This window comes from Streptomyces sp. DG1A-41, from assembly GCF_037055355.1.
GTDB lineage: Bacteria > Actinomycetota > Actinomycetes > Streptomycetales > Streptomycetaceae > Streptomyces.
The window spans coordinates 8247687-8269265 of record NZ_CP146350.1; the positions used below are offsets into that span (position 1 = coordinate 8247687).

Sequence of the window (21579 nt, forward strand, 5' to 3'; positions counted from 1 at the left end):
CTCAGCTCTCTCGTCGTTCGGTACCGGCCCGCAGCTCCGCACGGAGCGCCTCCGGCGTCCACTCCTCATGCAGGGCCCGCCGTACGATCTCCGCCTGCGAGGGCGGGGCCAGGCCGTCGACCGGCGGGTCGCTGTCGAGGTTGGTGGGGAAGGGGTAGCCCTCGGCGCTCGCCGCGATGACGTTGGCCAGCCACGCGTCGCTCGCGCCCTCGGCCTTCCGCTTCAGCAGCACGGGGTACACCGCGTTCGCCACGGCCTCCCGGTCCACCGTCTCCATCGCGCGCCCGAACGCGGACGACACCTGCACCAGGTTGGCCATGCGCCGGATGTCCGCCGAGCGGTTGGTGCCGGCGGCGTGGAAGAGGGCCGGGTTGAAGAAGACCGCGTCGCCCTTCGCGAGCGGCAGCTGCACCTGGTGGGCCTCGAAGTACGCCCGGAACTCCGGGCGCCGCCAGGCGAGATAGCCCGGCTCGTACTTCTGCGAGTGCGGCAGGTACATCGTCGGCCCGGACTCCACCGGCATGTCGCAGTGCGCGACCGCGCCCTGGAGGGTCAGCACGGGGGAGAGGCGGTGCACGTGCCCGGGATAGGCGGCGGCGACCTCGTCGGACAGGAAGCCCAGATGGTAGTCGCGGTGCGCGGTCTGGGCGGCGCCGCCCGGGTTGACCACGTTGAGCTGCGAGGTGACCTGGTAGCCGGGACCCAGCCAGGCCGTCGCCACGAGGGCGAGGACGTCGTTGGCGTAGTAGTCGGCGAACGCCTCCGCGTCGTACAGGGCCGCCTTCTCCAGGGCGTTCCACACCCGGTCGTTGGCGCCCGGCTTGGCGAAGTGGTCACCGGCCGTCGCGCCCGAGGCGCGCTGCTCGGCGATCAGGGCGTCGAACACGGCGGTGGCCCGGTCCACGACCCCCGGGTCGGGAAAGGCACCGCGGAAGACGACGATGCCGGGCCCGTCGGCGAGCGCGCGCACCAGCTCGGCCTGGACGACCCGGTCGCCTTCGAGCAGACCGGTGTCGTAGACCGGCACGTTCCGCTCCACGGCCGAGGCGTGCGGATAGTCGGCGGGGTCCGTCGCCCGTTCGACCAGCGCGCGGAGCGCGTCGAGATCGCAGTCCTGCTCGGACAGCCAGACGCGGGGGTGTACGGAAGTGAAGGACATCGTCGTCCCTTCGGGGTCACGGAGCGACGGATCCCTGTCATTCTTGTCAGTACAAACCCCTCGAACAACCAGCAGGCAGCCATCAAAAACCCCTCAAGGAGCCGGCGCATGGGCCACCCGTTCCCGATCCGGGAGATCGCACGTCAGGCGGGCCTGAGCGAGGCGACGGTCGACCGGGTCCTCAACGGCCGGGGCGGGGTCCGGGAGAGCACCGCGCAGGAGGTGCACCGGGCGATAGCCGACCTGGACCGGCAGCGCACGCAGGTCCGGCTCGTCGGCCGGACGTTCATGGTCGACATCGTCATGCAGGCGCCCGAGCGTTTCACCACCGCGATCCGTGCCGCCCTGGAGGCCGAGCTGCCGTCCCTGCACCCGGCGGTGCTGCGCTCCCGCTTCCACTTCCGCGAGACCGGCCCGGTCGGGGAACTCGTGCGGACCCTGGACCGGATCGCCCGGCGCGGCTCGCAGGGCGTGATTCTCAAGGCCCCGGACGTCCCCGAGGTCACCGCCGCCGTCGGCCGTCTCGAAGCCGTCGGCATCCCGGTCGTGACCCTGGTGACCGACCTGCCCGCCAGCGCCCGGCTCGCCTACGTCGGCATCGACGACCGGGCGGCGGGCGCGACGGCCGCGTATCTGATGGGCCAGTGGCTGGGGGAGCGCCCGGGCAACATCCTGACCAGCCTCAGCAGCGGTTTCTTCCGCAACGAGGAGGAGCGTGAGATGGGCTTCCGCAGCGCCATGCGGGCCCGGCATCCCGAGCGCACGCTGGTCGAGATCGCCGAGGGGCAGGGGCTGGACGCCACCCAGTACGACCTCGTCCGGGCCGCGCTGGAACGCGACCCGGACATCCGGGCGGTGTACTCGATCGGCGGCGGCAACATCGCCACGCTGAGGGCCTTCGACGATCTCGGCCGCGAGTGCGCCGTGTTCGTCGCGCACGACCTCGACCACGACAACACCCGGCTGCTGCGCGGGCACCGCCTGTCCGCCGTGCTCCACCACGACCTGCGCCAGGACGTGCGCGAGGCCTGCCACACGGTCATGCGGGCACACGGCGCACTGCCGCCGGCCGGGCCGTCGCTGCCGTCGGCGATCCAGGTGGTGACGCCGTACAACATGCCGCCGCAGGTGACGGCCGCGTGAGCCGGGGCGGTTCCGGGTGCGGCACCCCGGCGTGTATCCGGAGCGCCGTGCGCCACGGCCCCTACCGTCGTCCTCATGTGGACCTCGCGCCCGGACGGCGGGCCTGACCGGTTGCTGACCCTCGCCGACGGCGTTTTCGCCATCGCCATCACGCTGCTGGTCCTGGACCTCTACGTCCCGCGCGGCCTGGACGCGGACGGGTATCACGAAGCATTGCACCGGCTGCTCCCGGACCTCGGTGCCTACGCGCTCAGCGTCGCGGTGCTCGGCAGCTTCTGGCGCGATCACCGCAGGATCTTCCGTGACGTACGGGAGGTGGACGGACACGTGATCATCCTGTCCCTCACCGGCTTGGGGGTCGCGGCCCTGGTCCCTTTCCCGACCAGGCTGCTCGCGGAGTACGGCGACGTGCCCGTGTCGGTCGCCGTCTACGCGGCGGCGGTCGCAGCGCTCGGCGCCTGCCATCTGGCGCTGGCCGCCGTCCTGGCGAAGCGCCCGTGGCTGCGCGACGGCACCCGCTCCGACACCAGCAGTACGCCCTACCTCCTGGAGAGCGTCACGCTGGTGGTGGTGTTCGCCGTGACCGTCCCGCTGGCCCTGGTGGCCGGCGCCCCGGCCATGTGGCTGTGGCTCGTCCTCGTCCCGGTGAGGTTCGTCCTGGGCCGCCGCCTCGAGAAGGCGGGCTGAAGCGTCAGGCCCCCACGGCCACTTCCGCCCAGGCGCCGCTCGCCGCCGACCGCGCCATCGCGTCCAGCGCGGCCGCACTGTGCACGGCGTCCGCGAGTGTCGCCCCGTGCGGAGTGACGTCGGCGACCGACCGGAGGAAGCGGTACGCCTCGATGACCTTCAGGTCGTCGTACCCCATGGCGTTCGCCGCGCCGGGCTGGAACGCGGCGAACTCGCCATGACCCGGGCCGACGTACACCGTTGTGACGGCCTGGTCCTGGTAGGTCGTGCCGCGGCTGATCCCCAGCTCGTTCATGCGGCGGAAGTCCCAGAACACCGCGCCCTTGGTGCCGTGCACCTCGAAGCCGTAGTTGTTCTGCTCGCCGACCGAGACCCGGCAGGCCTCCAGCACACCACGCGCCCCCGAGGCGAAGCGCAGCAGGCAGCTGACGTAGTCCTCGTTCTCGACCGGGCCGAGTTCGCCGCCGGAGGCGCGGCTGTGGCCCGCTGTCGCCACGGTCGGACGGGCCCGCTGCGGCAGGAAGATCGCCGTGTCGGCCGTCAGGGACGTGATGTCGCCGAGCAGGAACCGGGCCAGGTCGGCACCGTGCGAGGCCAGGTCGCCCAGTACGCCGCTGCCGCCCCGCTCCCGCTCGTACCGCCACGTCAGCGCGCCCTCGGGATGGGCCGCGTAGTCGCTGAACAGCCGGATGCGGACATGCGTGACCGCGCCGATCTCCCCCGAGGCGATCAGCTCGCGGGCCGCCTCGACGGCGGGCGCGTTGCGGTAGTTGAAGCCGACGGTGCCCTGCACACCCGCCTCGGCCGCCGCGTCCGCCACCGCGCGGGCGTCCTCGGCGGTCAGACCCACCGGCTTCTCGATCCAGATGTGCTTGCCCGCCTCGGCCATGGCGACGCCGATCTCGCGGTGCAGGAAGTTCGGCGCGGTGATGCTGACCGCCTTCACCCGGGGGTCGGCGGCCACCTCGCGCCAGTCACGCGTCGTCGACGCGAACCCGAACTGCGCGGCGGCCTCCTCCGCCCGGCCCGGCACCTCCTCGGCGACCGTGATCAGCTCCGGGACGAGGGGCAGCTGCGGATAGTGGTGCCGCACGCGCGCGTACGCCTGGGTGTGCACGCGCCCCATCCAGCCGAATCCGACGACGGCGACGCCGAGCGTGTCCACCATGAGAGCCCCTCTTTGGACCGTTCCAGAACCTGTCCAGCCCACCCTGGGCGCGCTTTCCCGCAGCTGTCAACCCTTTTCCTCGCCCTTTGACAGGGCGCCGACTCCCATGGAACGGTCCATCTCATGAGACCGCCGACGATCCGCGACGTTGCCGAACGGGCCGGCGTGTCCAAGTCGCTGGTGTCCCTGGTGCTGCGCGGCTCCGACCAGGTGCGCCCCGAGAAGCGGGAGGCCGTGCTGCGCGCCGCCCAGGAGCTCGGCTACCGGCCCAACGCCGCCGCGCGCAGCCTCAGCGAGCAGCGCACCCGCACGGTGGGCGTCCTCCTGAACGACCTGCGCAACCCCTGGTTCGTCGACCTCCTCGACGGCCTGAACTCCCTCCTGCACGCGAACGGCCTGCACATGCTGCTCGCCGACGCCCGCCTCAACCGCCGCACCGGCCAGGACCCGGCCGATCCGCTCCTGGACCTCCGCGTCGACGGCCTGGTCGTGGTCGGCACCCTGCCCGACCCGGCGGCCCTCGGCGTGGTCGCCGAGCGGATGCCGGTCGTCCTGGCGGGCGCCCGCGAGCCCGTGCCGCCCGGGGTGGACCAGGTCGCCGGCGACGACGAGCAGGGCGCCCGGCTGGTCACCGAGCACCTCATCGGCCTCGGCCACAGCCGCATCGCGCACCTCGCGGGTTACGGAGCCGTCGGGGAACTGCGCCGCCGCAGCTTCGAGGTGACGATGCGGGCGCACGGCCTGGCGGACCGGGCCGTCGTCGAAGCCGTCGACATGACCGAGGAGGGCGGCTACCGCGCCACCGTCCGCCTCCTCAGCAGCCCCGACCGCCCCACCGCCGTCTTCGCCGTGAACGACATCACCTGCGTCGGCGCCCTTTCGGCGGCGGAGGAACTGGGCCTGCGCGTCCCGCACGACGTGTCCGTCGTCGGCTACGACAACACCAGCATCTCCCGCCTGCGCCACCTGTGGCTCACCACCGTCGACAACGCCGGCCACGAGGTCGGCCGCCGCGCCGCCCGCTTCCTCCTCGACCGCTTCGAACGGCCCGGGGGAGAGGGGCGGGTCCATCTGGCGACACCGACGCTGGAGATCCGGGGGACGACGGCGCGGCCGTCGTAGTCCCGCACGCTCTGCGACGCTCCGCTCGCGCACGCCCACTCGTGTCCAACAATGTGGTGCACGAAATTGTTGACAATCTCGGCTGGCTAGATTTACGTTCGACAGGCACTCATTCAGGGAGGGCAACGCATGCCGACTCAAGCCCGTCCGGGCACCGGAGAGCAGGCCAAACAGCACGCGATCGCGCAGCTGCGGCAGGCGATCCTGCGGGGCGAGATGGCACCGGCGCAGCGGCTGGTGGAGAACGAGCTCGCCGAGCAGTTCGGTGTGACGAGGGCCAGCATCCGGGCGGCACTGATCGATCTGGAGGCCCAGGGCCTGGTCGAGCGGATTCGCAACCGCGGTTCGCGGGTGAGGGTGGTGACCGTGGAGGAGGCGGTCGCCATCACCGAGTGCCGCATGGTGCTGGAAGGGCTGTGCGCGGCGAAGGCGGCCGTGGCGGCGAGCGACGAGCAACTGGCCGAACTCACCGCCCTCGGCACGGCGATGACCAAGGCCGTGGCCGACGGCGAGCCGGTCACGTACTCGGACCTCAACCACGAACTGCACGCCCGCATCCGGGAGTTCTCCGGCCAGCGGACGGCCGTGGAACTGCTGGAGCGGCTCAACGCCCAACTGGTACGCCACCGCTTCCGGCTGGCGCTGCGCCCGGGGCGCCCCCAGCAATCCCTGAAGGAGCACCTGGCCATGATCGAGGCGATCGGGGCCAGGGATCCGCAGGCGGCCGAGGAGGCCGTCCGCGCCCACCTCGGCAGTGTGATCGAGGCGCTGCGCGACTGACCCACGCGCGAGGCGGGCGTGCCCCTGTCCGGCAAGGAGATGCAGCATGACGCATGGCAACGCGCCCGCCCCCACCCCACCACGCTCCACACTCGTCGTGACCGCGCACGCGGGCGACTTCGTGTGGCGAGCCGGCGGCGCCATCGCCCTGGCCGCCTCCCGCGGCGAGCGGGTCACCATCGCGTGCCTGACCTTCGGCGAGCGCGGCGAGTCCGCGAAGGCGTGGCGCGCGGGGAAGAAGCTGGCGGAGATCAAGGCGATACGCCGAGAGGAGGCCGAGCAGGCCGCCGCCACGCTCGGCGCAAAGGTCCGCTTCTTCGACGCCGGCGACTACCCGCTCCTCGTCACCCCCGAGCTGACCGACCAACTGGTCGCGGTCTACCGGGAGACGCAGCCCGACGTGGTGCTCACCCACCCGGTGGACGACCCGTACAACGGCGATCACCCGGCCGCCCACCGCATGGCCCTGGAGGCCAGGGTGCTCGCCCAGGCCATCGGCTACCCCGGCCCGGGCGAGATCATCGGAGCCCCGCCCGTCTTCTACTTCGAGCCGCACCAGCCCGAGATGAGCGGCTTCCGCCCCGAGGTGCTGCTCGACATCACCGAGGTCTGGGAGACCAAACGCAAGGCCATGGAGTGCCTCGCCGCCCAGCGGCACCTGTGGGACTACTACACCGACCTCGCCGTCCGCCGCGGCGCCCAGCTCAAGCGCAACGCGGGCCCCAACCTCGGCCTGCCCCACAGGGCCATGGCCGAGGCGTACATGCGCCCCTACCCGCAGGTCGCGAAGGAGCTGGCATGAGCGGCGTCATCGTCACCGGCCCGCCGAAGGCGCACGGCGAGGACGTCGAGGCCCTCGCCGGCCACTCCGTCGCCACCGTGCACGAGGCCATGGGCCGCACCGGCCTGCTCGGTCCGGGCCTGCGCCCCATCCAGCAGGACACCCGGATCGCCGGCACCGCCGTCACCGTGCTCAGCCGGCCCGGTGACAACCTCATGATCCACGCCGCCGTCGAGCAGTGCGGCGAGGGCGACGTCCTGGTGGTGACCACCACCTCGCCCTCCACCGACGGCATGTTCGGCGAACTGTTCGCCACCGCGCTCCGGCAGCGGGGCGTGCGCGGCCTCGTCATCAACGCCGGCATCCGCGACACCGCCGAACTGCGCGCGCTGGGCTTCCCCGCCTGGGCCGCCGCCGTGTCCGCGCAGGGCACGGTCAAGGCCACCGGCGGCTCGGTCAACGTACCGATCGCGATCGGCGGCCAGGTGATCCGCCCGGGAGACGTGATCCTCGCCGACGACGACGGCGTCGTGGTCGTTCCCCGCGAGCGGGCCCGGCGGACGGCCGAGGCCGCCGAAGCCCGCGAGCGCAAGGAGGCCGCCGGCCGCGCCGCGTTCCTGGACGGCCAACTGAGCCTGGACCGCTATGGATTGCGCGAGAAGCTCGCTCAGCTCGGCGTGACCTGCACCTCCTATGAGGACCATCTGCGGTCGGGGGAGCCGTCGTGACCGTGCGCTGCATGCTGATGCGCGGCGGCACCTCCAAGGGCGCCTACTTCCTCGCCGAGGACCTGCCCGCCGACCCGGACGCCCGCGACGCGCTCCTGCTGCGCGTCATGGGCAGCCCGGACGAACGGCAGATCGACGGCCTGGGCGGCGGGCACCCGCTCACCAGCAAGGTCGCCGTCGTGTCGCCCTCCACCGACCCGCGCGCCGACGTCGACTACCTCTTCCTCCAAGTGGCGGTCGCCGAGTCCGTGGTGACTGACCGTCAGAAGTGCGGCAACATCCTCGCCGGAGTCGGCCCGTTCGCCGTCGAGCGAGGGCTGGTCCCGGCGGGGGAGGAGCGGACGGCCGTCCGTATCCGCATGGTCGACTCGGGCGACCTCGCGACGGCGACCTTCGCCACCCCGGGCGGCCGGGTGGACTACACGGGGGACACCGAGATCGCCGGCGTCCCCGGCACCGCCGCCCCGGTGACCGTCGAATTCTCGCCCGGAGACGGGGTGTTGCTCCCCACCGGGAACGTCCGGGACGAAATCGACGGCATCCCCGTCACCTGCGTGGACAACGGCATGCCGACCGTGCTGATGGCGGCCGCCTCCCTCGGCGTCGGCGGCCACGAGACGCCCGAGGCCCTGGAAGGGAACACCGCCCTCACCGACCGGCTGCACGCGATCCGGCTCGAGGCGGGCCGCCACATGGGGCTCGGCGACGTGGCGGACACCACCGTGCCCAAGCTGACGTTGCTGGCCCCGCCACGGAACGGCGGCGCGATCACCACCCGCACCTTCATCCCCGTACGCTGCCACACCTCGATCGGCGTGCTCGGCGCGGCCGGGGTCGCCGCCGGGCTGCGCATCGAGGGCGGCGTCGGCGCGGACCTCGCGCATCTGCCCACCGGGAGCGACCGGGTGCGCGTCGAACATCCCACCGGACACCTGGACATCGAGTGCGGCATCGGCACCGATGCCGCGGGCAGACCCGTGGCCCGCCGTACGGCCGTGGTGCGCACGGCCCGCAAGATCTTCGACGGCACGGTCTTCCCCCGCCCTGCCCAGCCCCTCAAGGACCCCCGATGACCCCACCCTTGGGCGACATCGCCCACCTCGGCCACACCCAGCTCTTCACCCCCGACCTGGACGCCAGCGTCACCTTCTTCACCGACTACCTGGGCCTCACCGTCAGCGGCCAGGACAGCGGCACGGTCTACCTGCGGACATACGACGACTACGAGCACCACAGCCTCGTCCTCACCGCCCGCGAACAGCCGGGCCTCGGCCGGCTCGCCCTGCGCGCCTCCGGTGAGGAGGCACTGCACCGCCGGGTGCGGGCGATCGAGGAGGCCGGCGGCTCCGGTCACTGGACCGAGGACGAGCCCGGCCTCGGCAAGCTCTACGTCACCACCGACCCGGACGGCCACGAACACGCCCTGTACTGGGAGAGCGAGTACTACCGGGCCCCCGACGAGCTGAAACCGGCGCTGAAGAACCAGCCGCAGGCCAAGCCCAACCGGGGAGTCGGCGTACGGCGGCTGGACCACGTCAACTTCCTCGCCTCCGACGTGCTCGCCAACGCCGAGTTCCAGCAACACGTCCTCGGCGCCCGGCCGACCGAGCAGATCCGGCTCGACTCCGGCCGGATCGCGGCCCGTTGGCTGACCTTCACCGACAAGTCGTACGACGTCGTCTACACCGAGGACCGGACCGGCTCGACGGGGCGGCTGCACCACATCGCCTTCGCCACCGACACTCGCGAGGACATCCTGCGGGCGGCCGATCTCGCCATCGACACCGGTGTGTTCATCGAGACGGGCCCGCACAAGCACGCCATCCAGCAGACGTTCTTCCTGTACGTCTACGAGCCGGGCGGCAACCGCGTGGAGCTGTGCAACCCGCTCACCCGCCTGGTGCTGGCGCCCGACTGGCCGCTGATCACCTGGACCGAGGCGGAGCGGGCCAAGGGCCAGGCCTGGGGGCTGAAGACCATCGAGTCCTTCCACATGCACGGGACACCGCCGGTCGCCTGAGCGGCACACGCACGAGAGGTGATCAACGATGTCGTTTTCCCCCTCCACAGACGATCGCGGTGGCAAACTCGCTTTCCTGGTCGTGGCCCTGTGCTGGCTGGCCGTCCTCTTCGACGGCCTCGACATGTTCGTCTACGGCTCGGTGCTGCCCCACATGCTGGCGGAGCGGGCGCTCGGCATCACCTCGGCGCAGGCCGGTGACCTCGGTAGCTACGCCACCTTCGGCATGCTGGTCGGTGCCCTCGCCGCGGGCACGGTCGCCGACCGGATCGGCCGCAAGAAGCTGACGGTCGGCTGCGTCACCCTCTTCTCGCTGGCCTCCGGCCTGTGTGCGGTTGCGAACGGCGTCACGGTGTTCGGCCTCGGTCGCACCCTGGCCGGCGTCGGCCTCGGCGGTCTGCTGCCCACCGCGATCAGCATGGTCTCCGACTACGCCCCGCGCGGCCGCGGCGCCCTCACCATCGGCCTGCTGATGACGGCCCACCACGCCGGCGGCATCCTCTCCGCCTACGTGGCCCTCTGGGTCGTCGAACCGCTCGGCTGGCGCGCCGCCTTCTGGATCTGCGTGACCCCGCTGCTCTTCGTGCCGGTGCTCGCGACGTTCCTGCCCGAGTCGCTCAGCTTCCTGCTCGCCCAGGGCCGCAGCGACGAGGCGCACGCCCTGGCGAGCCGCTACGACGTCGAACTCCCCGCCGCGAAGACGCCGGGTGCCCCGCCCTCTCCTTCCCGCTGGACTTCCCGGCCGGCCTGTTCCGCGGCGGCGAGTGGCTCCAGACTCTGCTCTACTGGCTGGCGTCCTTCGGCGGCCTGCTCCTCGTCTACGGCGTCGCCACCTGGCTGCCCACCCTGATGCGGGGCGAGGGCTACGAACTCGGCTCCGCGCTCACCTTCGTGGTCCTGTTCAACCTCGGCGGCATCGTGGGCATGCTGGTGGCGGGCCGCGCCTCCGACCGGTTCGGCGCCCCGCGCATCTCGGCGATCTGGTTCGCGCTGACCGCCGCCGGCGTGTTCCTGCTCAGCGTCCGCATGCCGCTCGCGCTGACCTTCACGGTCGTCTTCCTCACCGGAATCTTCCTCAACAGCGCCCAGACCATGATCTACGCGACCGTCTCCCTCCGCTCGGCCCCGGACAGCCGCGCCACCGCCGTCGGCTGGACCTCGGGCATGGGCCGGTTCGGGGCCGTCTTCGGGCCGTGGCTCGGGGGGCAGTTGCTCGCCGCGAACAAGGGCGACTGGGGCTTCACCGCCTTCGCGCTGGCGGGCGTGTGCTCCATGGTCTTCATCGGCCTCGCCGCCCTACGCGGCGCGCGCCGGGCGGCGGGGGAGAGTGCCGGGCGGGCGCTCATCGGCGCCCACTGAGCGGGGGAGTGGACCGTGGTGTCCGTCTCGACCTCTATGCCCTGGTCAAGTGTGCCCATCGACTTAGCGTATTGTTTGCGGCATATGCCCACGAGTTGAGGCTTGCGGGCATCCTAGGGCGAAGGGGAGCAACGGGTGGAAGAGGCGCGGGACCGGCGTGTCCGGCGAGTCGAAGCGACGGGAGGCGCCGTCACGGGGCTTCTCGCCCTCGCGTCCTGCGCCGGACACGCGACCAAGGCGGAACTGCCCTGGTGGGCCGTCGTCGCCGTCGCCGTGTCGACGGCGGGCCTCGTCGGCTGGACCGGGGCGCATCTCGGCCGTCGGCGCGCAGGATGTGACGAGGGATCCGTGCAGCCCGGCGAGCAACCCCTCGACGCGTACGCGCCCCTCCCTCCGCACCCCGCCGCTCACGCGCCGCTCGACACCCACGAGGGCCCGGTGTGCGGATGCGGTAGGGTTGACCTGCGCGATCACGCGGTTCACCCGCGCGAGCCCGCATCGGGACGTGGCGCAGCTTGGTAGCGCACTTGACTGGGGGTCAAGGGGTCGCAGGTTCAAATCCTGTCGTCCCGACGTGTGAGGCAGCAGCCAGAGGCCGTGCCGGAGCTTTCCGGTGCGGCCTCTCGGTCGTTCCCGCGGAGCCCGGTGCTCGGCGGCCAGGGCCGCAGCGCGAGGGGTGGCGGCGCACGCGGCGGCGGGCCGCACCCGGCAGTTCAGGGCCCATGGCGTGGTCGACGCCGCATGGCGTGGTCGAGGACGTCACCCACCCCCCGATGAGGCGACGTCCTCGACCTTCCCCCGGCGCCGGACAGTGGCTCAGATGTCCGCGCGGCGGATCCGTGCCGTCACCAGCACATCACCGCCGTCTCGCCGGAACCCCAGGCGGAGTACAGGCGTACGCGGACGAAGTAGCGGCGGCCCTTGACGAGCCGGGCGCTGATCGTGGCGTTGTGCTCAGTTCCTCCGTCGTCCTGCCCGGCGAGGTAGCGGGGTTCCCCGTCCCGCTCCTCGAAGACCACGACGACGGCGTCGCTGTCGCCGAAGGTGCCCAGCGTGTAGGTACGGGTCTCCGGCGGGTCGACGACGAAGTCGGCCTGCTCGCCGGGGCCGAGACCGAGCGGTGCCGAGCGGAACGGCACCAGCGCGGGCGGTCCCGCAGGATCCGCCGGCGGATACCAGCGGAGCGCGAACTCCTTGTCGGCGGCGGACAGGGTGCCGGGCGGGTTCAGACCCGCGCGGTAGTGCTCCGGCTCCAGGACCAGCCCCGACGAGAACGGATACTCCATGATCGACTGAGGGTCCCAGACGGAGCCGTTGGCCTCGTCCGGGTCGAGCTTGCGCAGGATGTTGTAGTGCGTCCGCTCCCGGCTCCAGTGGTTCGGCGGGCCCGCCAGTTCGGCGTAGACGGCCTCGTCGTCCCAGTGGATGCCGGCGAACGGGCTCTGGTGTTCGTGCAGCATGCCGAGCGCGTGCCCGATCTGGTGCAGGGCCGTCCCGCGCTCCCCGGACGCGGTCAGGTCCCAGCCGAAGTTCATGGTGCGCTCGTGCCGCCCGGCCGGCAGCGCGTCCCGTCCCACCGCCGACCAGGAGCCGGCACCGAGCTGGAACCCGATGCGCAGTTCGGCCTCCGAGCGGTCGTCGACCTCGGCGAAGCAGATCCCGATGCCCAGGTCCTGCCACTCCTCGAAGCACTCGCGTACCACGTCCCGCTGCTCCTTGGCGCCGGCCCACGGCACCCGTCGCGTCATCCCCGTCCCCGGCACGGGGATGACGGACGCGTCGGCGTCACGGTCGAAGAAGCAGTAGTGCAGAACCGTGCCGTTGACCCACATCCGCCGCCCGCTCGCGAGCGCGCTCAGCCGCTCGGCCGCCAGCCCCGGTGCGTAGGAGGGCGCCGGCGCCTGTGCCAGCGAGCAGTAGCGTGCGGTCATGGCCACAGCCTGCCCCGCGGCCGGTCCCGGGCGCCTGAGTCGGGGGCTACTCAAGTCGCCCTGTATCAGAAGTGAGTAGCCGCGCTCATGCCTGTGTGACGACTTACGAACGGGACGCGACGACGCTGGAGCTGCCCTGGCCGTTCGCCGGGCGGGAGGACGAACTGGAGCTGGTCCGCCGGTCCCTGGCCGGCGGACGCCGCGGCATCGTGGTGACGGGCCCGGCGGGCCGCGGCAAGACCCGCCTCGTCACCGAGGCGATCCGCGGCACCGACTGCGCCCGTGCTGCGGGTACGCCCGAGAGCCGGGCCATCCCCTTCGCGGCGTTCGCCCCTCTCCTGCCCGAGTCGGTCACCCTGCACCGCGCGGTCCAGCTCCTGTCGGGCGTACGGACGTTGGTCGTGGACGACGCCCATCTGCTCGACGACGCCTCCGCCGCCCTGGTCCACCAGCTCGCCGTGCACGGCCGCACCCGTCTGCTGGTCGTCACCACGGACGGCACCCCGGTGCCGGGCGCGATCTCCCGGTTGTGGACCGGCGAGCTCCTGCCGCGCCTCGCCCTGGAACGGCTGCCCGAGGAGGAGACCGCGCAGCTGCTCACCGCCGCGGCCGGCCCTCTCGAACCGCTCACCGTCAACCGGTTGCGGCGCCTGAGCCGGGGCGACCTGCGGCTGCTGCGCGATCTGCTGGGGGCCGTCCGCGGACTGCTGACCTGCGTGCCGGGCACCGGCGAACGGGCATGGCGGGGCCCGGTGCCGCTGACCACGGCCGTCCGCGAACGCACCGCCCATGTCCTCGGCCGCACCTGCCCGCTCGAACGGGAGACCCTCGACCGCCTCGCCTTCGCCGAACCTCTGCCGCCGACGCTCGACGAGCTGGACCTCGGGGCCCTCGAAGTCCTGGAGTCCGACGGCCTGATCGAGGTCGACGACCTGGGCGGCGTCCGGCTCGCCCACCCCCTCCACGGCCCGGTGCTCAGGGCCGCGGCGGGCCGGCTGCGGGCGCGCCGGCTGTCCCGGACGCAGGACGCGTACGCCGCCGCCCTCGACACCGAGGCGGCCGCACTGGCCCGCCGGATCGACAAGGACGACGTACGGGCGACGCCCACGCCGGTCGGGGAGTGGCTGGTCGCGGAGAGCCGCCCGCTGCCCGGCCGGTACGCCGCCGTACGCGCCCGGTTCGCCCGGTTGCGAGGGGAGGTGAGGGAAGCGGCGGCCTGGGCTAGGGAGGGGCTGAGGGGCGATCCCGGGGACCCGTCGTGCCGGGAGGAACTCGCCCGCGCCTGCGCACCCATGGACAGCAGGGAGCTGGACTTCGAAGCCCTCACCGACCCCTACGACGCCGTCCGTCTCGGCGCCCCCGAGAAGGTCATCGACCGGCTGACCGGCGTCTTCGCCCGGCACGCCGACGCGCTCACCCGTGCCGACGGACCGGCCCTGGACGAGGTGGCCGAGGAACTGGAGCGGCGCGGTTTCACGCTGTTCGCCGCGGAGGCGCACGCGCAGGCCGTGCGCGCCCACGGCGATCCGAGCGCCGCCCGGCGCTCCCGTACCCGGGCCGTCGCGCTGGCCCGGCGCTGCCAGGGCGCCCGCACACCCGCCCTGTCCGGGCTGGTCCTCGGCGAACTCACCGCCCGGCAACGGCAGATCGTCACGCTCGCGGCGGCGGGCCTGAGCAACCGGCAGATCGCCGAACGCCTCACCCTGTCGGTCCGGACCGTCGGCAACCACCTGTACAGCGCCTACGCCCGGCTCGGCGCGAGTGACCGCGGCGCCCTGCCCTGGCTGACGGAAGTCCCGGAGGCCCAGCCGGCCCAGGGGCCGCTCTCAAGACCGGCGGCCTGACCCGAACAGGGGACGGGTCAGGCCGCCCCGAACGCCGAGAACGCCCAGCCCGTGGCCTGGTGCAGCGCGTCGCCCGGCAGGGCGGCCCGGGCGTCGCGCAAGGCCTCCGCCAGGGACAGGCCGGCCCCGAGTCCCTTGTGCAGCGCGAGCATCAGCGGCACCACCGCGGCGTCGTTGACGGGCGCGCTGCACGCCACCACCCCGGCCGTGCCGAGCGGCAGCAGCGCGGTGACCAGACCGAGCAGTTCGTCGGCGCCGACGGATGCGAGGAGGGCGGTGTCGCAGCAGGACAGGATGATCCGGTAGGGGCTGCGGTCCAGACGCTCGAAGTCGTGCACGACGATCGGCCCGTCGGCCATCCGCAGGGAGGAGAACAGCGGGCTGTCCGCGCGGAACGTGCCGTGCGCGGCGATGTGCGCCAGCGCGGCCCCGTCCAGTTCCTCCAGCACGCGCGGCACCCGCGCCTCGTCGTCCTCCAGGACCGTCGCACAGGCGTACCGGCCGGCCAGTTCGGGCACCTCGGCGCCGCCCGTGGCCAGGCCCGGGCCGCGGACCAGCACATGGCGGCCGTCCGGCGGCGGCGCGGTCTCCCGGGCCCGCAGCCAACTGCCCGCCGACGGCGACACGCTGAGCACCCGTTCCCGCAGCGACGGCAGCAGCGCCCACGGCACCCGGTGCAGCCGCCCCGGCGGCACGATCACCACCGGGCCGCCGCCCAGGTGCGCCGCGGCCGGTCCGAGCAGCAGTTCCTCCAGCCGCCGCCCCGCGGCCTCCACCACCGGAAGCCGCGCCTCTGCCCCGGGGTGCGCCAGCCGCCGCAGCCCCGCCTGTACGTGCTCGGCCTCGGTCTCCGCCTCGGCCAGCAGCCCGGCCTCGAACCGGCGCACCCGCCCCTGCCCGCACAGCAGCACCTGCACCCGTCCGTCGAGCACGGCGAGTTCCACCAGCCGTACCTCGTCGCCCAGCCGCTCCAGCAGCCGGCCGACGTCGAAACGGCCGCCGTCCCCGGGGGCCTCGCCGCGCATGTGCAGCGTCCGGGAGCGGATCTGCCGCTCCAGGCGCCGCTGCTCACGCTCCAGTGCCGGAACCGGCCGGCCCTCCATCCGGGCGGCCTCCGCGCGGGAGGCGATCTCACGGAAGGCGGTCATGCCGCTGAGCAGCTCCGGGTCGGCGGGCGGCCGGGTCGGCGGGGTGGACAGCACGGTGGCCCGCCAGCGCTCGCTCCACACCAGCAGCCGCCGCGGGCCGCCCGAGACGAGGCTGGCCCGCCCGGCCAACGCGGCCAGCTCCGCGCCCTGCTCGGTGGCACGCGCCCGCAGCTCCGAGGCGCCCAGCGTCATCCGGTGGTCGTCGAGCACGTCCAGGCCGCGCCGGCACGCCTCCAGGACGCCCCGGGTGGACCCGGCGGCCCTGGCCCGCAGCGCCTGCGCCGCCCAGCCCGTCATCCGCGCCAGCGGCGGGCCGCCCCGTCTGCTGCGGGCGGCGACGGCCAGATGCCGTTCCGCGTCCGCCGTCCAGCCCAGGTCCAGCGCGATCCGGCCCGCCAGCAGCGACGCCTCCGGCGCGGCGGGCGCACCGAAGGCGGCCAGTTTCTCGGCCACCGCCGCGGCGTCGGCGACCAGCCGCCCTGAGCCGCGACCGGCCGCGTGCCGCGCCTCGATCAGCACCAGCCGGGCGTGCGTCTCCCACCAGGTGCGCCGCTGCCCGGCGAACAGCCGTACCGCCAGGGCGGCACGGGCGATCGCGGTGTGCGGTTCCCCGGCCAGCCGCGCGGCCCGCGCGGCGGCCAGCAGCAGCTCCGCCTTGCGCGTGGACTGCCCGCCGATCCCCTCCAGCTTCCCGATCGCCGCGTCCGCCTCGGCCAGCGCCTCGGGAGCCAGCCCGGCCGCCATCAGCACCTCACAGCGCCGGATGTTCAGCATGAATGTCGGCGTGCCCAACCGGGCGTACCGTTCCTCCGCCTCGTCGAGCAGTCGCAGCGCCGCCGGCACGTCACCGGACCGGAACGCGGCGAGCCCCCGGCTCTCCACCGCGTCGGCCTTGTCGTGTTCCTGGCCCGTGGTGTCCCACAGCGCCTCGGCCGCGGTGAAGTCCGCCTCGGCCCGCTCCACCGCCCCCAGCGCCAGATGCACGGTCGCCCGCAGGGTCAGCGCCCGCGCCGTCCAGATCACGTCCTCCACCTGGCGCAGCACGGGAATCGCCCGGCGTACGTCCTCCAGCGCCTCGCGATGGTGACCGAGCACCCACCACACGTACGCCCGCCGGTACAGCACCCGCGCCCGCGTGTGCCCGCCGCCCCGGGCAACCCCCCGCTCGAACGCCGCCAGGCCCTCCCGGGTACGGCCCGCGTGCACCAGGGCCACGCCCAGGGTGGCCAGCACGTCCGCCTCCCGGTCGGCCGAGTCCGCCCGCGCCGCGCACTCCCGGGCCCGCCGCAGATGGTGCAGAGCGAGCCGCAGATCACCGAAGTCGCGCTGCCAGATGCCGATCACCTGATGCGCGATGGACGCTTCCAGCGGGGAGGGATCGGCGTCGAGCAGCGCCCGGGCCCTCGCGAGAGCCTCGCCCGGGTCGGCGAACACCATCGGCAGCAGTTCCTGCACCGCGTCGCTTCCCGCCGCTGTCACTCCTCGGATGGTAGTGGTCCCGGAACCGCACCACACAGGGTCGGCGCTGTATCAAAAGACCGCCCGGCGGCTCTTGTCGACGAGTACCGACGACCGCTTGCCGCACCGACCGACGCCGTCGCCCAGTGGGAGGACCCGCATGGCACCTCAGCGATTCCACGAGCAGTTCGACCAGATCCAGCGTTCGATGCCCGACGTTCCCCTCGCGATGGGACCGGACGACTCGGCCGAGTTCATGTACGAGAAGGGCGTCGTCCTCGTCCGCGACGGCGAGGAGGCCCGCATCGTCGAGGACACCGTACGGGCGCACTTCACGGCGGCACCCGACCTCGACCAGGACCAGGTCCGCCGGGCGGGCTCGCACACCAACCGCAGTGGCGTCACCCGGATCCGGGTCGGCGACCCCGGCGAGGGGAGCCCGGGAGCCGACCGTGCCGTCGCGCAGGCGCTGCGGGCCGTAGGCGAACGCGAGGCCCGGGCCGGGCACCGGATGGCCGCCCGCAACCACGTGGTGCATATCGCGGTCAACGCCTGCCCCGGCGACGAACCCGTACCCGTCCCGGTGAGCGAGCCGCCCAACCCGGCGGCCGCGGACACGGCGTACGACCCGGACACCGCCGTCGGCGTCCTCGTCGTCGACACCGGCCTCACGCACGACTACCGCTCCTGCGCGCTCCTCGCCCACACCGACGGCGACGCCCAGGTTCAGGAGTGCGACGAGCAGGGGATCCTCCAGCAGTACGTCGGGCACGGCACGTTCATCGCCGGGCTCGTCGCCGCCGTCGCGCCCAACACCGACATCACCGTGCGCGGCAGCCTCAACGACGCGGGCGCCATCCTGGAGTCGGAGTTCGGCGAGAAGCTCTTCGAGGCCGTCGACGCCGGCGGCTGGCCCGACGTCCTCAGCCTCTCCGCAGGCACCTCCAACGGCCGTACCGACGGCCTGCTCGGCGTGGAGAACTTCATGCGGGAACTGCGCGAGCAGCGCACCCTGCTGGTCGCCGCCGCCGGCAACAACGGCAGCGCCACACCCTTCTGGCCCGCCGCCTACGCCGACCAGCCCGGCTGGGAGGACTCCGTGCTGTCGGTCGGCGCGCTGCGCAGCGACGGCGAGTCCGGCGCCTGCTTCACCAACCACGGCCCCTGGGTGAAGGTCTACGCCCCCGGCGAGCGCCTCACCAGCGCCCTCACCGGCTTCGAGACGCCCGTCCCGTACATCTACCAGCACTCCACGTACGACGCCTGCCGCTACGGCTTCACCTACGGCTGCACCTGCCGGCACCCCCGCCACACCGGCGTGCTGAGCGACGAGAACGCCTCCGCCAAGCCGGACCAGGTGATGTTCGAGGGGTACGCGCAGTGGAGCGGCACCTCCTTCGCCACCCCGGTGACCGCGGGCCTGGTCGCCGCCCACATGACGGCGCACAAGGAGACCGACCCGCGCGCGGCCCGGAGGCACCTGCTCGCCCCCGGCACCGGGGTCGCGGAAGTGCGCGGGGCGCACGTACCCGCGCTGCGCCCGCCCACCTGGCGCCCCGTCCCGGTCGTGCGTCTCGGCCCCGGCCTGTGAGGGCCGGAACCGCCCCCTCCACGGCGTACGATGGCGTGCCGTACTCGAGGGGTGGGGCTGCCGTGGACCGTACTGATGCCGGCGCGCTCGTCCAGGCCGCCGCCGACGGCGACGCGGCGGCCTGGAAGGCGCTCGTGGAGGGGCTGAGCCCCCTGGTGTGGTCCGTGGTGCGGGCCCATCGGCTGTCCGACGCGGACGCCCACGAGGTGTACCAGACCGCGTGGTTCCGCTTCGCCCAGCACCTCGGGCGGATCCGGGAACCCGGCAAGGCGGGCGCGTGGCTGGCGAGCACCGCGCGCCACGAGTGCCTGAAGGTCATCCGGAGCTCGCAACGGCTGACCCTGACGGACGATCCACAGCTCCTGGACCGGGTCAGCGAGGACGGCACGCCGGAACAGTCGCTGCTCGACGCCGAGGAGGCCGCCGCCCAGAGCGAACGGGTACGGCGGCTGTGGCAGGAGTTCGAGGAACTGGGCGAGCGGTGCCGGCAGTTGCTGCGGGTGCTGATGGCCACGCCGCCGCCCAGCTACCAGGACGTGTCCGCCGCGCTCGGCATCGCGGTGGGCAGCATCGGGCCGCTGCGCCAGCGCTGTCTGCGGCGCCTGCGGGCCCGGCTCGAAGCGCGGGGGGCGGTATGAGCGACATGAACGACGACGTGTCCGACGAGGACGGCCGGGACGACCAGGAGTTCGACGCCGCGCTGCTGGAGGAGGAGCTCCGGCAGGCCGCCGCCGTACTGGACCCCGTGCCGGCGGAGCTCCAGCAGATCGCCGTCGACGCCTACGCGCTGCACGACCTGGACGCCCGCGTCGCGGAGCTCATCTTCGACTCGCTGGTCGACGCCCTCCCGGTCCGGGGAGCCGGCGACCCGCCCCGGATGCTGACCTTCCGGGCGGGCGAGGTGACCGTCGACGTCGAGGTGACCGCACACGGGCTGATGGGTCAGGTGCTGCCGCCGCAGCCGGCCAGGGTCGAGGTCCTGGGCGGACCGCGCCCCGGCCCCTCGCTCACGGCCGACGACCTGGGCCGCTTCACCGCCGACGCACCGCCGTCGGGCCCGTTCGCCCTGCGGCTGCGGACGGGCGGGGACGTGGTGGTGACGGAGTGGCTGCGGGCGTAGGCCAGGAGTCACCAGGCGCAGGCAGCGTCCTCGGTCCCCGGATCATCGTCTTCCGCCGCCAGGCGACCTGGTCGGCGGGGACGGCGAGCCGTAGCCCGGGCAGTCTGGCCGTCTTCCGCCGCCAGGCGACCTGGTCGGCGGGGACGGCGAGCCGTAGCCCGGGCAGTCTGGCCGGCAGGGGCTCGACGAGGATCTCCGTCTGGAGACGGGCGAGGACGGCACCGGTGCAGTAGTGCGGTCCGATGCCGAAGGCCAGGTGGAGGCTGGGGGTACGCAGACGGGGTCGCCCGCGTGGATGCGGTGCCCGTTCAGGTCGACGTCCGCCCGGGAGCGGATGGTCTGCAGGATCCACTCGTACAGGCTGTTCTTGGCCCGGTCGGCGGCCTCGGCCCTGCCCGACGTGGAGATGATCTGCCGGGTCCAGCAGTGCACGCCTGCGGTGAAGGCGCCGGCGACGGCCTTGCGCAGCCGGTTGTGGTCGGGCTGGTCGGCGAAGGCGAGAGAGCCGGGCCACGGCTTGAAGTGCGGGGCCATCCGTGTCACTTGACGCCCGGTCACCTCCGCACGGCTGAACCGTGGATCGTTGGTGACCGCCTTCACGTCGTCGTGGCGGGTGGCCAGCCACGACTGTCCCTCACCGTACGGCAGTTGGATACGGGCAGCGGCCCCTCGCGCATCAGCTCCGCGAGGACCGGGTCGAACCGTGGTCTCCTCCGTTGTGCCCCAGCCGGTGGCGGTCAGCCGGACACGGCGTCGACCAGGCGGGCCAGCGCCGCGGCGAGCCGCTCGAGACCGGGACCGGCGGGGCCGCCCGGCTCGGTCATGTAGGTGTCCCGGCGGATCTCCACCATGAGCGCCTCGACCCGCGGGTCGCTCCCGTGGAACTCCAGCGGCACGTAGGCCCCGCTGAACGGGCTGTCGAGCTCCGTCTCCCCGAACGCCTGCCGCGCGGCGTCCAGCAGCCCGGGAGGCGTGTGGAAGGAGTCGGTGCCGAGACACACCGGCGGCCGGGGCCCCTCCCCGTGCAGCTCGTACGGCAGCCGGGCACGGGGATAGGAGTGCACGTCGATGATCACGGCCCGCCCGGTGGCCGCAAGCCGGTCCGCCACGGCCCGCGTCATCGCCCGCGCGTACGGCAGGAAGTACCGCTGGACGAGCGGCCCGGCCTCGATGTCCTCGGACCGCAGCACGGCGCCGTGCGTGGTCCGGGTGTAGACCGCGCCCATGCCGACGACCCGCATCTCCTCCCGTTCGTCGGGGAAGCGCTCGGGGTCGACGACGAGCCGCGACAGCCGGTTGACGAACCGCCACGGGACGACGCCGGCCGCCCCGGCCGCCGCCTCGGCGATCTGAGCCGTGTGCGCGTCGGTGATGTGGTCCAGCTCCCGCGCGAGCTCGTCGTCGCCCAGCGCGATGCCCGCCCGTACGGACGGCGGTATCTCCCGCGCCGAATGCGGGACATGCAGGATCACGGGGGAGTGCCCGGCGCCGGGCAGGACGTCGAAGGACCGGAGGTCGTCGGTCACGCGGTGGCTCCACA

General features: G+C 73.3%; 17 protein-coding genes, 1 tRNA gene and 2 pseudogenes. 14 read left to right on the plus strand and 6 right to left on the minus strand.

The window, feature by feature from the left end:
• Window position 1: 1 nt before the first annotated feature.
• A complete protein-coding gene (locus V8690_RS38105; RefSeq protein WP_338784592.1) occupies window positions 2–1159 on the minus strand; it encodes a phytanoyl-CoA dioxygenase family protein in 1158 nt (385 codons plus the stop codon).
• Between the two features lie 108 nt (window positions 1160–1267).
• Here V8690_RS38105 and V8690_RS38110 point away from each other — a divergent pair, with 108 nt between their 5' ends.
• Together V8690_RS38110 and V8690_RS38115 are read left to right on the plus strand one after the other, a co-directional pair.
• The gene (locus tag V8690_RS38110) at window positions 1268–2302 is read left to right on the plus strand and encodes a LacI family DNA-binding transcriptional regulator (RefSeq protein ID WP_338784593.1); all 1035 of its coding nucleotides are present in this window, start codon (window positions 1268–1270) and stop codon (window positions 2300–2302) included.
• A gap of 75 nt (window positions 2303–2377) precedes the next feature.
• Window positions 2378–2989, plus strand: a complete 612-nt coding sequence (locus V8690_RS38115; protein WP_338784594.1) for a TMEM175 family protein — start codon at window positions 2378–2380, stop codon at window positions 2987–2989.
• Between the two features lie 4 nt (window positions 2990–2993).
• Here V8690_RS38115 and V8690_RS38120 read toward each other — a convergent pair whose 3' ends face one another.
• Window positions 2994–4157, minus strand: a complete 1164-nt coding sequence (locus tag V8690_RS38120) for a Gfo/Idh/MocA family oxidoreductase (protein WP_338784595.1) — start codon at window positions 4155–4157, stop codon at window positions 2994–2996.
• 123 nt (window positions 4158–4280) lie between these two features.
• Between V8690_RS38120 and V8690_RS38125 the strand changes: the two genes are divergently transcribed.
• The 8 genes and pseudogenes from V8690_RS38125 to V8690_RS38160 all read left to right on the plus strand — a co-directional run bounded on the left by V8690_RS38125 (window position 4281) and on the right by V8690_RS38160 (window position 11520).
• Window positions 4281–5279: a LacI family DNA-binding transcriptional regulator gene (locus tag V8690_RS38125; protein ID WP_338784596.1), complete on the plus strand. Its 999-nt coding sequence runs from the start codon at window positions 4281–4283 to the stop codon at window positions 5277–5279.
• 129 nt (window positions 5280–5408) lie between these two features.
• On the plus strand, window positions 5409–6059 hold the full coding sequence (locus tag V8690_RS38130) for a GntR family transcriptional regulator (protein WP_338784597.1): 651 nt from the start codon (window positions 5409–5411) through the stop codon (window positions 6057–6059).
• Window positions 6060–6105: 46 nt separating this feature from the next.
• Window positions 6106–6861 carry a PIG-L deacetylase family protein gene (locus tag V8690_RS38135; protein WP_338784598.1) on the plus strand — a complete coding sequence of 252 codons (756 nt, stop codon included), beginning with the start codon at window positions 6106–6108 and terminating at the stop codon, window positions 6859–6861.
• On the plus strand, window positions 6858–7568 hold the full coding sequence (locus tag V8690_RS38140) for a 4-carboxy-4-hydroxy-2-oxoadipate aldolase/oxaloacetate decarboxylase (protein ID WP_338784599.1): 711 nt from the start codon (window positions 6858–6860) through the stop codon (window positions 7566–7568). Before V8690_RS38135 ends, V8690_RS38140 begins: the two co-directional genes overlap by 4 nt.
• A gap of 11 nt (window positions 7569–7579) precedes the next feature.
• A complete protein-coding gene (locus tag V8690_RS38145; RefSeq protein ID WP_338785608.1) occupies window positions 7580–8641 on the plus strand; it encodes a 4-oxalomesaconate tautomerase in 1062 nt (353 codons plus the stop codon).
• Window positions 8638–9588, plus strand: coding sequence for a VOC family protein (locus V8690_RS38150; protein WP_338784600.1), 951 nt, complete (start codon window positions 8638–8640; stop codon window positions 9586–9588). The genes V8690_RS38145 and V8690_RS38150 overlap by 4 nt, the downstream gene beginning before the upstream one ends.
• Window positions 9589–9616: 28 nt before the next feature.
• A pseudogene (locus tag V8690_RS38155) lies at window positions 9617–10947 on the plus strand (aromatic acid/H+ symport family MFS transporter).
• A 499-nt stretch (window positions 10948–11446) separates the two neighbouring features.
• Window positions 11447–11520: transfer RNA gene (locus tag V8690_RS38160), tRNA-Pro, on the plus strand.
• A 272-nt stretch (window positions 11521–11792) separates the two neighbouring features.
• On the opposite strand, the gene V8690_RS38165 is transcribed toward V8690_RS38160, so the two are convergent.
• Window positions 11793–12878: a M12 family metallopeptidase gene (locus V8690_RS38165; protein ID WP_338784601.1), complete on the minus strand. Its 1086-nt coding sequence runs from the start codon at window positions 12876–12878 to the stop codon at window positions 11793–11795.
• 95 nt (window positions 12879–12973) lie between these two features.
• Here V8690_RS38165 and V8690_RS38170 point away from each other — a divergent pair, with 95 nt between their 5' ends.
• A complete protein-coding gene (locus V8690_RS38170; RefSeq protein ID WP_338784602.1) occupies window positions 12974–14722 on the plus strand; it encodes a LuxR C-terminal-related transcriptional regulator in 1749 nt (582 codons plus the stop codon).
• A 17-nt stretch (window positions 14723–14739) separates the two neighbouring features.
• On the opposite strand, the gene V8690_RS38175 is transcribed toward V8690_RS38170, so the two are convergent.
• Window positions 14740–17307 (minus strand): CHAT domain-containing tetratricopeptide repeat protein, encoded by a 2568-nt coding sequence (locus tag V8690_RS38175; RefSeq protein WP_338785609.1) that lies wholly within the window; start codon window positions 17305–17307, stop codon window positions 14740–14742.
• Between the two features lie 181 nt (window positions 17308–17488).
• Between V8690_RS38175 and V8690_RS38180 the strand changes: the two genes are divergently transcribed.
• The 3 genes from V8690_RS38180 to V8690_RS38190 all read left to right on the plus strand — a co-directional run bounded on the left by V8690_RS38180 (window position 17489) and on the right by V8690_RS38190 (window position 20039).
• The gene (locus tag V8690_RS38180) at window positions 17489–18919 is read left to right on the plus strand and encodes a S8/S53 family peptidase (RefSeq protein ID WP_338784603.1); all 1431 of its coding nucleotides are present in this window, start codon (window positions 17489–17491) and stop codon (window positions 18917–18919) included.
• A gap of 62 nt (window positions 18920–18981) precedes the next feature.
• On the plus strand, window positions 18982–19557 hold the full coding sequence (locus V8690_RS38185; RefSeq protein WP_338784604.1) for a sigma-70 family RNA polymerase sigma factor: 576 nt from the start codon (window positions 18982–18984) through the stop codon (window positions 19555–19557).
• The gene (locus tag V8690_RS38190) at window positions 19554–20039 is read left to right on the plus strand and encodes a hypothetical protein (protein WP_338784605.1); all 486 of its coding nucleotides are present in this window, start codon (window positions 19554–19556) and stop codon (window positions 20037–20039) included. Before V8690_RS38185 ends, V8690_RS38190 begins: the two co-directional genes overlap by 4 nt.
• A gap of 19 nt (window positions 20040–20058) precedes the next feature.
• Here the strand turns inward: V8690_RS38190 and V8690_RS38195 are convergent.
• Window positions 20059–20740: pseudogene (locus V8690_RS38195) on the minus strand (hypothetical protein); the annotation flags it as partial.
• 36 nt (window positions 20741–20776) lie between these two features.
• Entirely contained in the window at window positions 20777–21565 is a 789-nt protein-coding gene (locus tag V8690_RS38200; RefSeq protein WP_338784606.1) for an N-formylglutamate amidohydrolase, read from the minus strand.
• Between the last annotated feature and the right edge of the window lie 14 nt (window positions 21566–21579).

Excerpts from the sequence above, each read along its gene's own strand:
- V8690_RS38105 (WP_338784592.1), bottom strand. The coding sequence starts at position 1,159 with ATGTCCTTCACTTCCGTACACCCCCGCGTCTGGCTGTCCGAGCAGGAC.
- V8690_RS38110 (WP_338784593.1), top strand. The coding sequence starts at position 1,268 with ATGGGCCACCCGTTCCCGATCCGGGAGATCGCACGTCAGGCGGGCCTG.
- V8690_RS38115 (WP_338784594.1), top strand. The coding sequence starts at position 2,378 with ATGTGGACCTCGCGCCCGGACGGCGGGCCTGACCGGTTGCTGACCCTC.
- V8690_RS38120 (WP_338784595.1), bottom strand. The coding sequence starts at position 4,157 with ATGGTGGACACGCTCGGCGTCGCCGTCGTCGGATTCGGCTGGATGGGG.
- V8690_RS38125 (WP_338784596.1), top strand. The coding sequence starts at position 4,281 with ATGAGACCGCCGACGATCCGCGACGTTGCCGAACGGGCCGGCGTGTCC.
- V8690_RS38130 (WP_338784597.1), top strand. The coding sequence starts at position 5,409 with ATGCCGACTCAAGCCCGTCCGGGCACCGGAGAGCAGGCCAAACAGCAC.
- V8690_RS38135 (WP_338784598.1), top strand. The coding sequence starts at position 6,106 with ATGACGCATGGCAACGCGCCCGCCCCCACCCCACCACGCTCCACACTC.
- V8690_RS38140 (WP_338784599.1), top strand. The coding sequence starts at position 6,858 with ATGAGCGGCGTCATCGTCACCGGCCCGCCGAAGGCGCACGGCGAGGAC.
- V8690_RS38145 (WP_338785608.1), top strand. The coding sequence starts at position 7,580 with ATGCTGATGCGCGGCGGCACCTCCAAGGGCGCCTACTTCCTCGCCGAG.
- V8690_RS38150 (WP_338784600.1), top strand. The coding sequence starts at position 8,638 with ATGACCCCACCCTTGGGCGACATCGCCCACCTCGGCCACACCCAGCTC.
- V8690_RS38165 (WP_338784601.1), bottom strand. The coding sequence starts at position 12,878 with ATGACCGCACGCTACTGCTCGCTGGCACAGGCGCCGGCGCCCTCCTAC.
- V8690_RS38175 (WP_338785609.1), bottom strand. The coding sequence starts at position 17,307 with ATGGTGTTCGCCGACCCGGGCGAGGCTCTCGCGAGGGCCCGGGCGCTG.
- V8690_RS38180 (WP_338784603.1), top strand. The coding sequence starts at position 17,489 with ATGGCACCTCAGCGATTCCACGAGCAGTTCGACCAGATCCAGCGTTCG.
- V8690_RS38190 (WP_338784605.1), top strand. The coding sequence starts at position 19,554 with ATGAGCGACATGAACGACGACGTGTCCGACGAGGACGGCCGGGACGAC.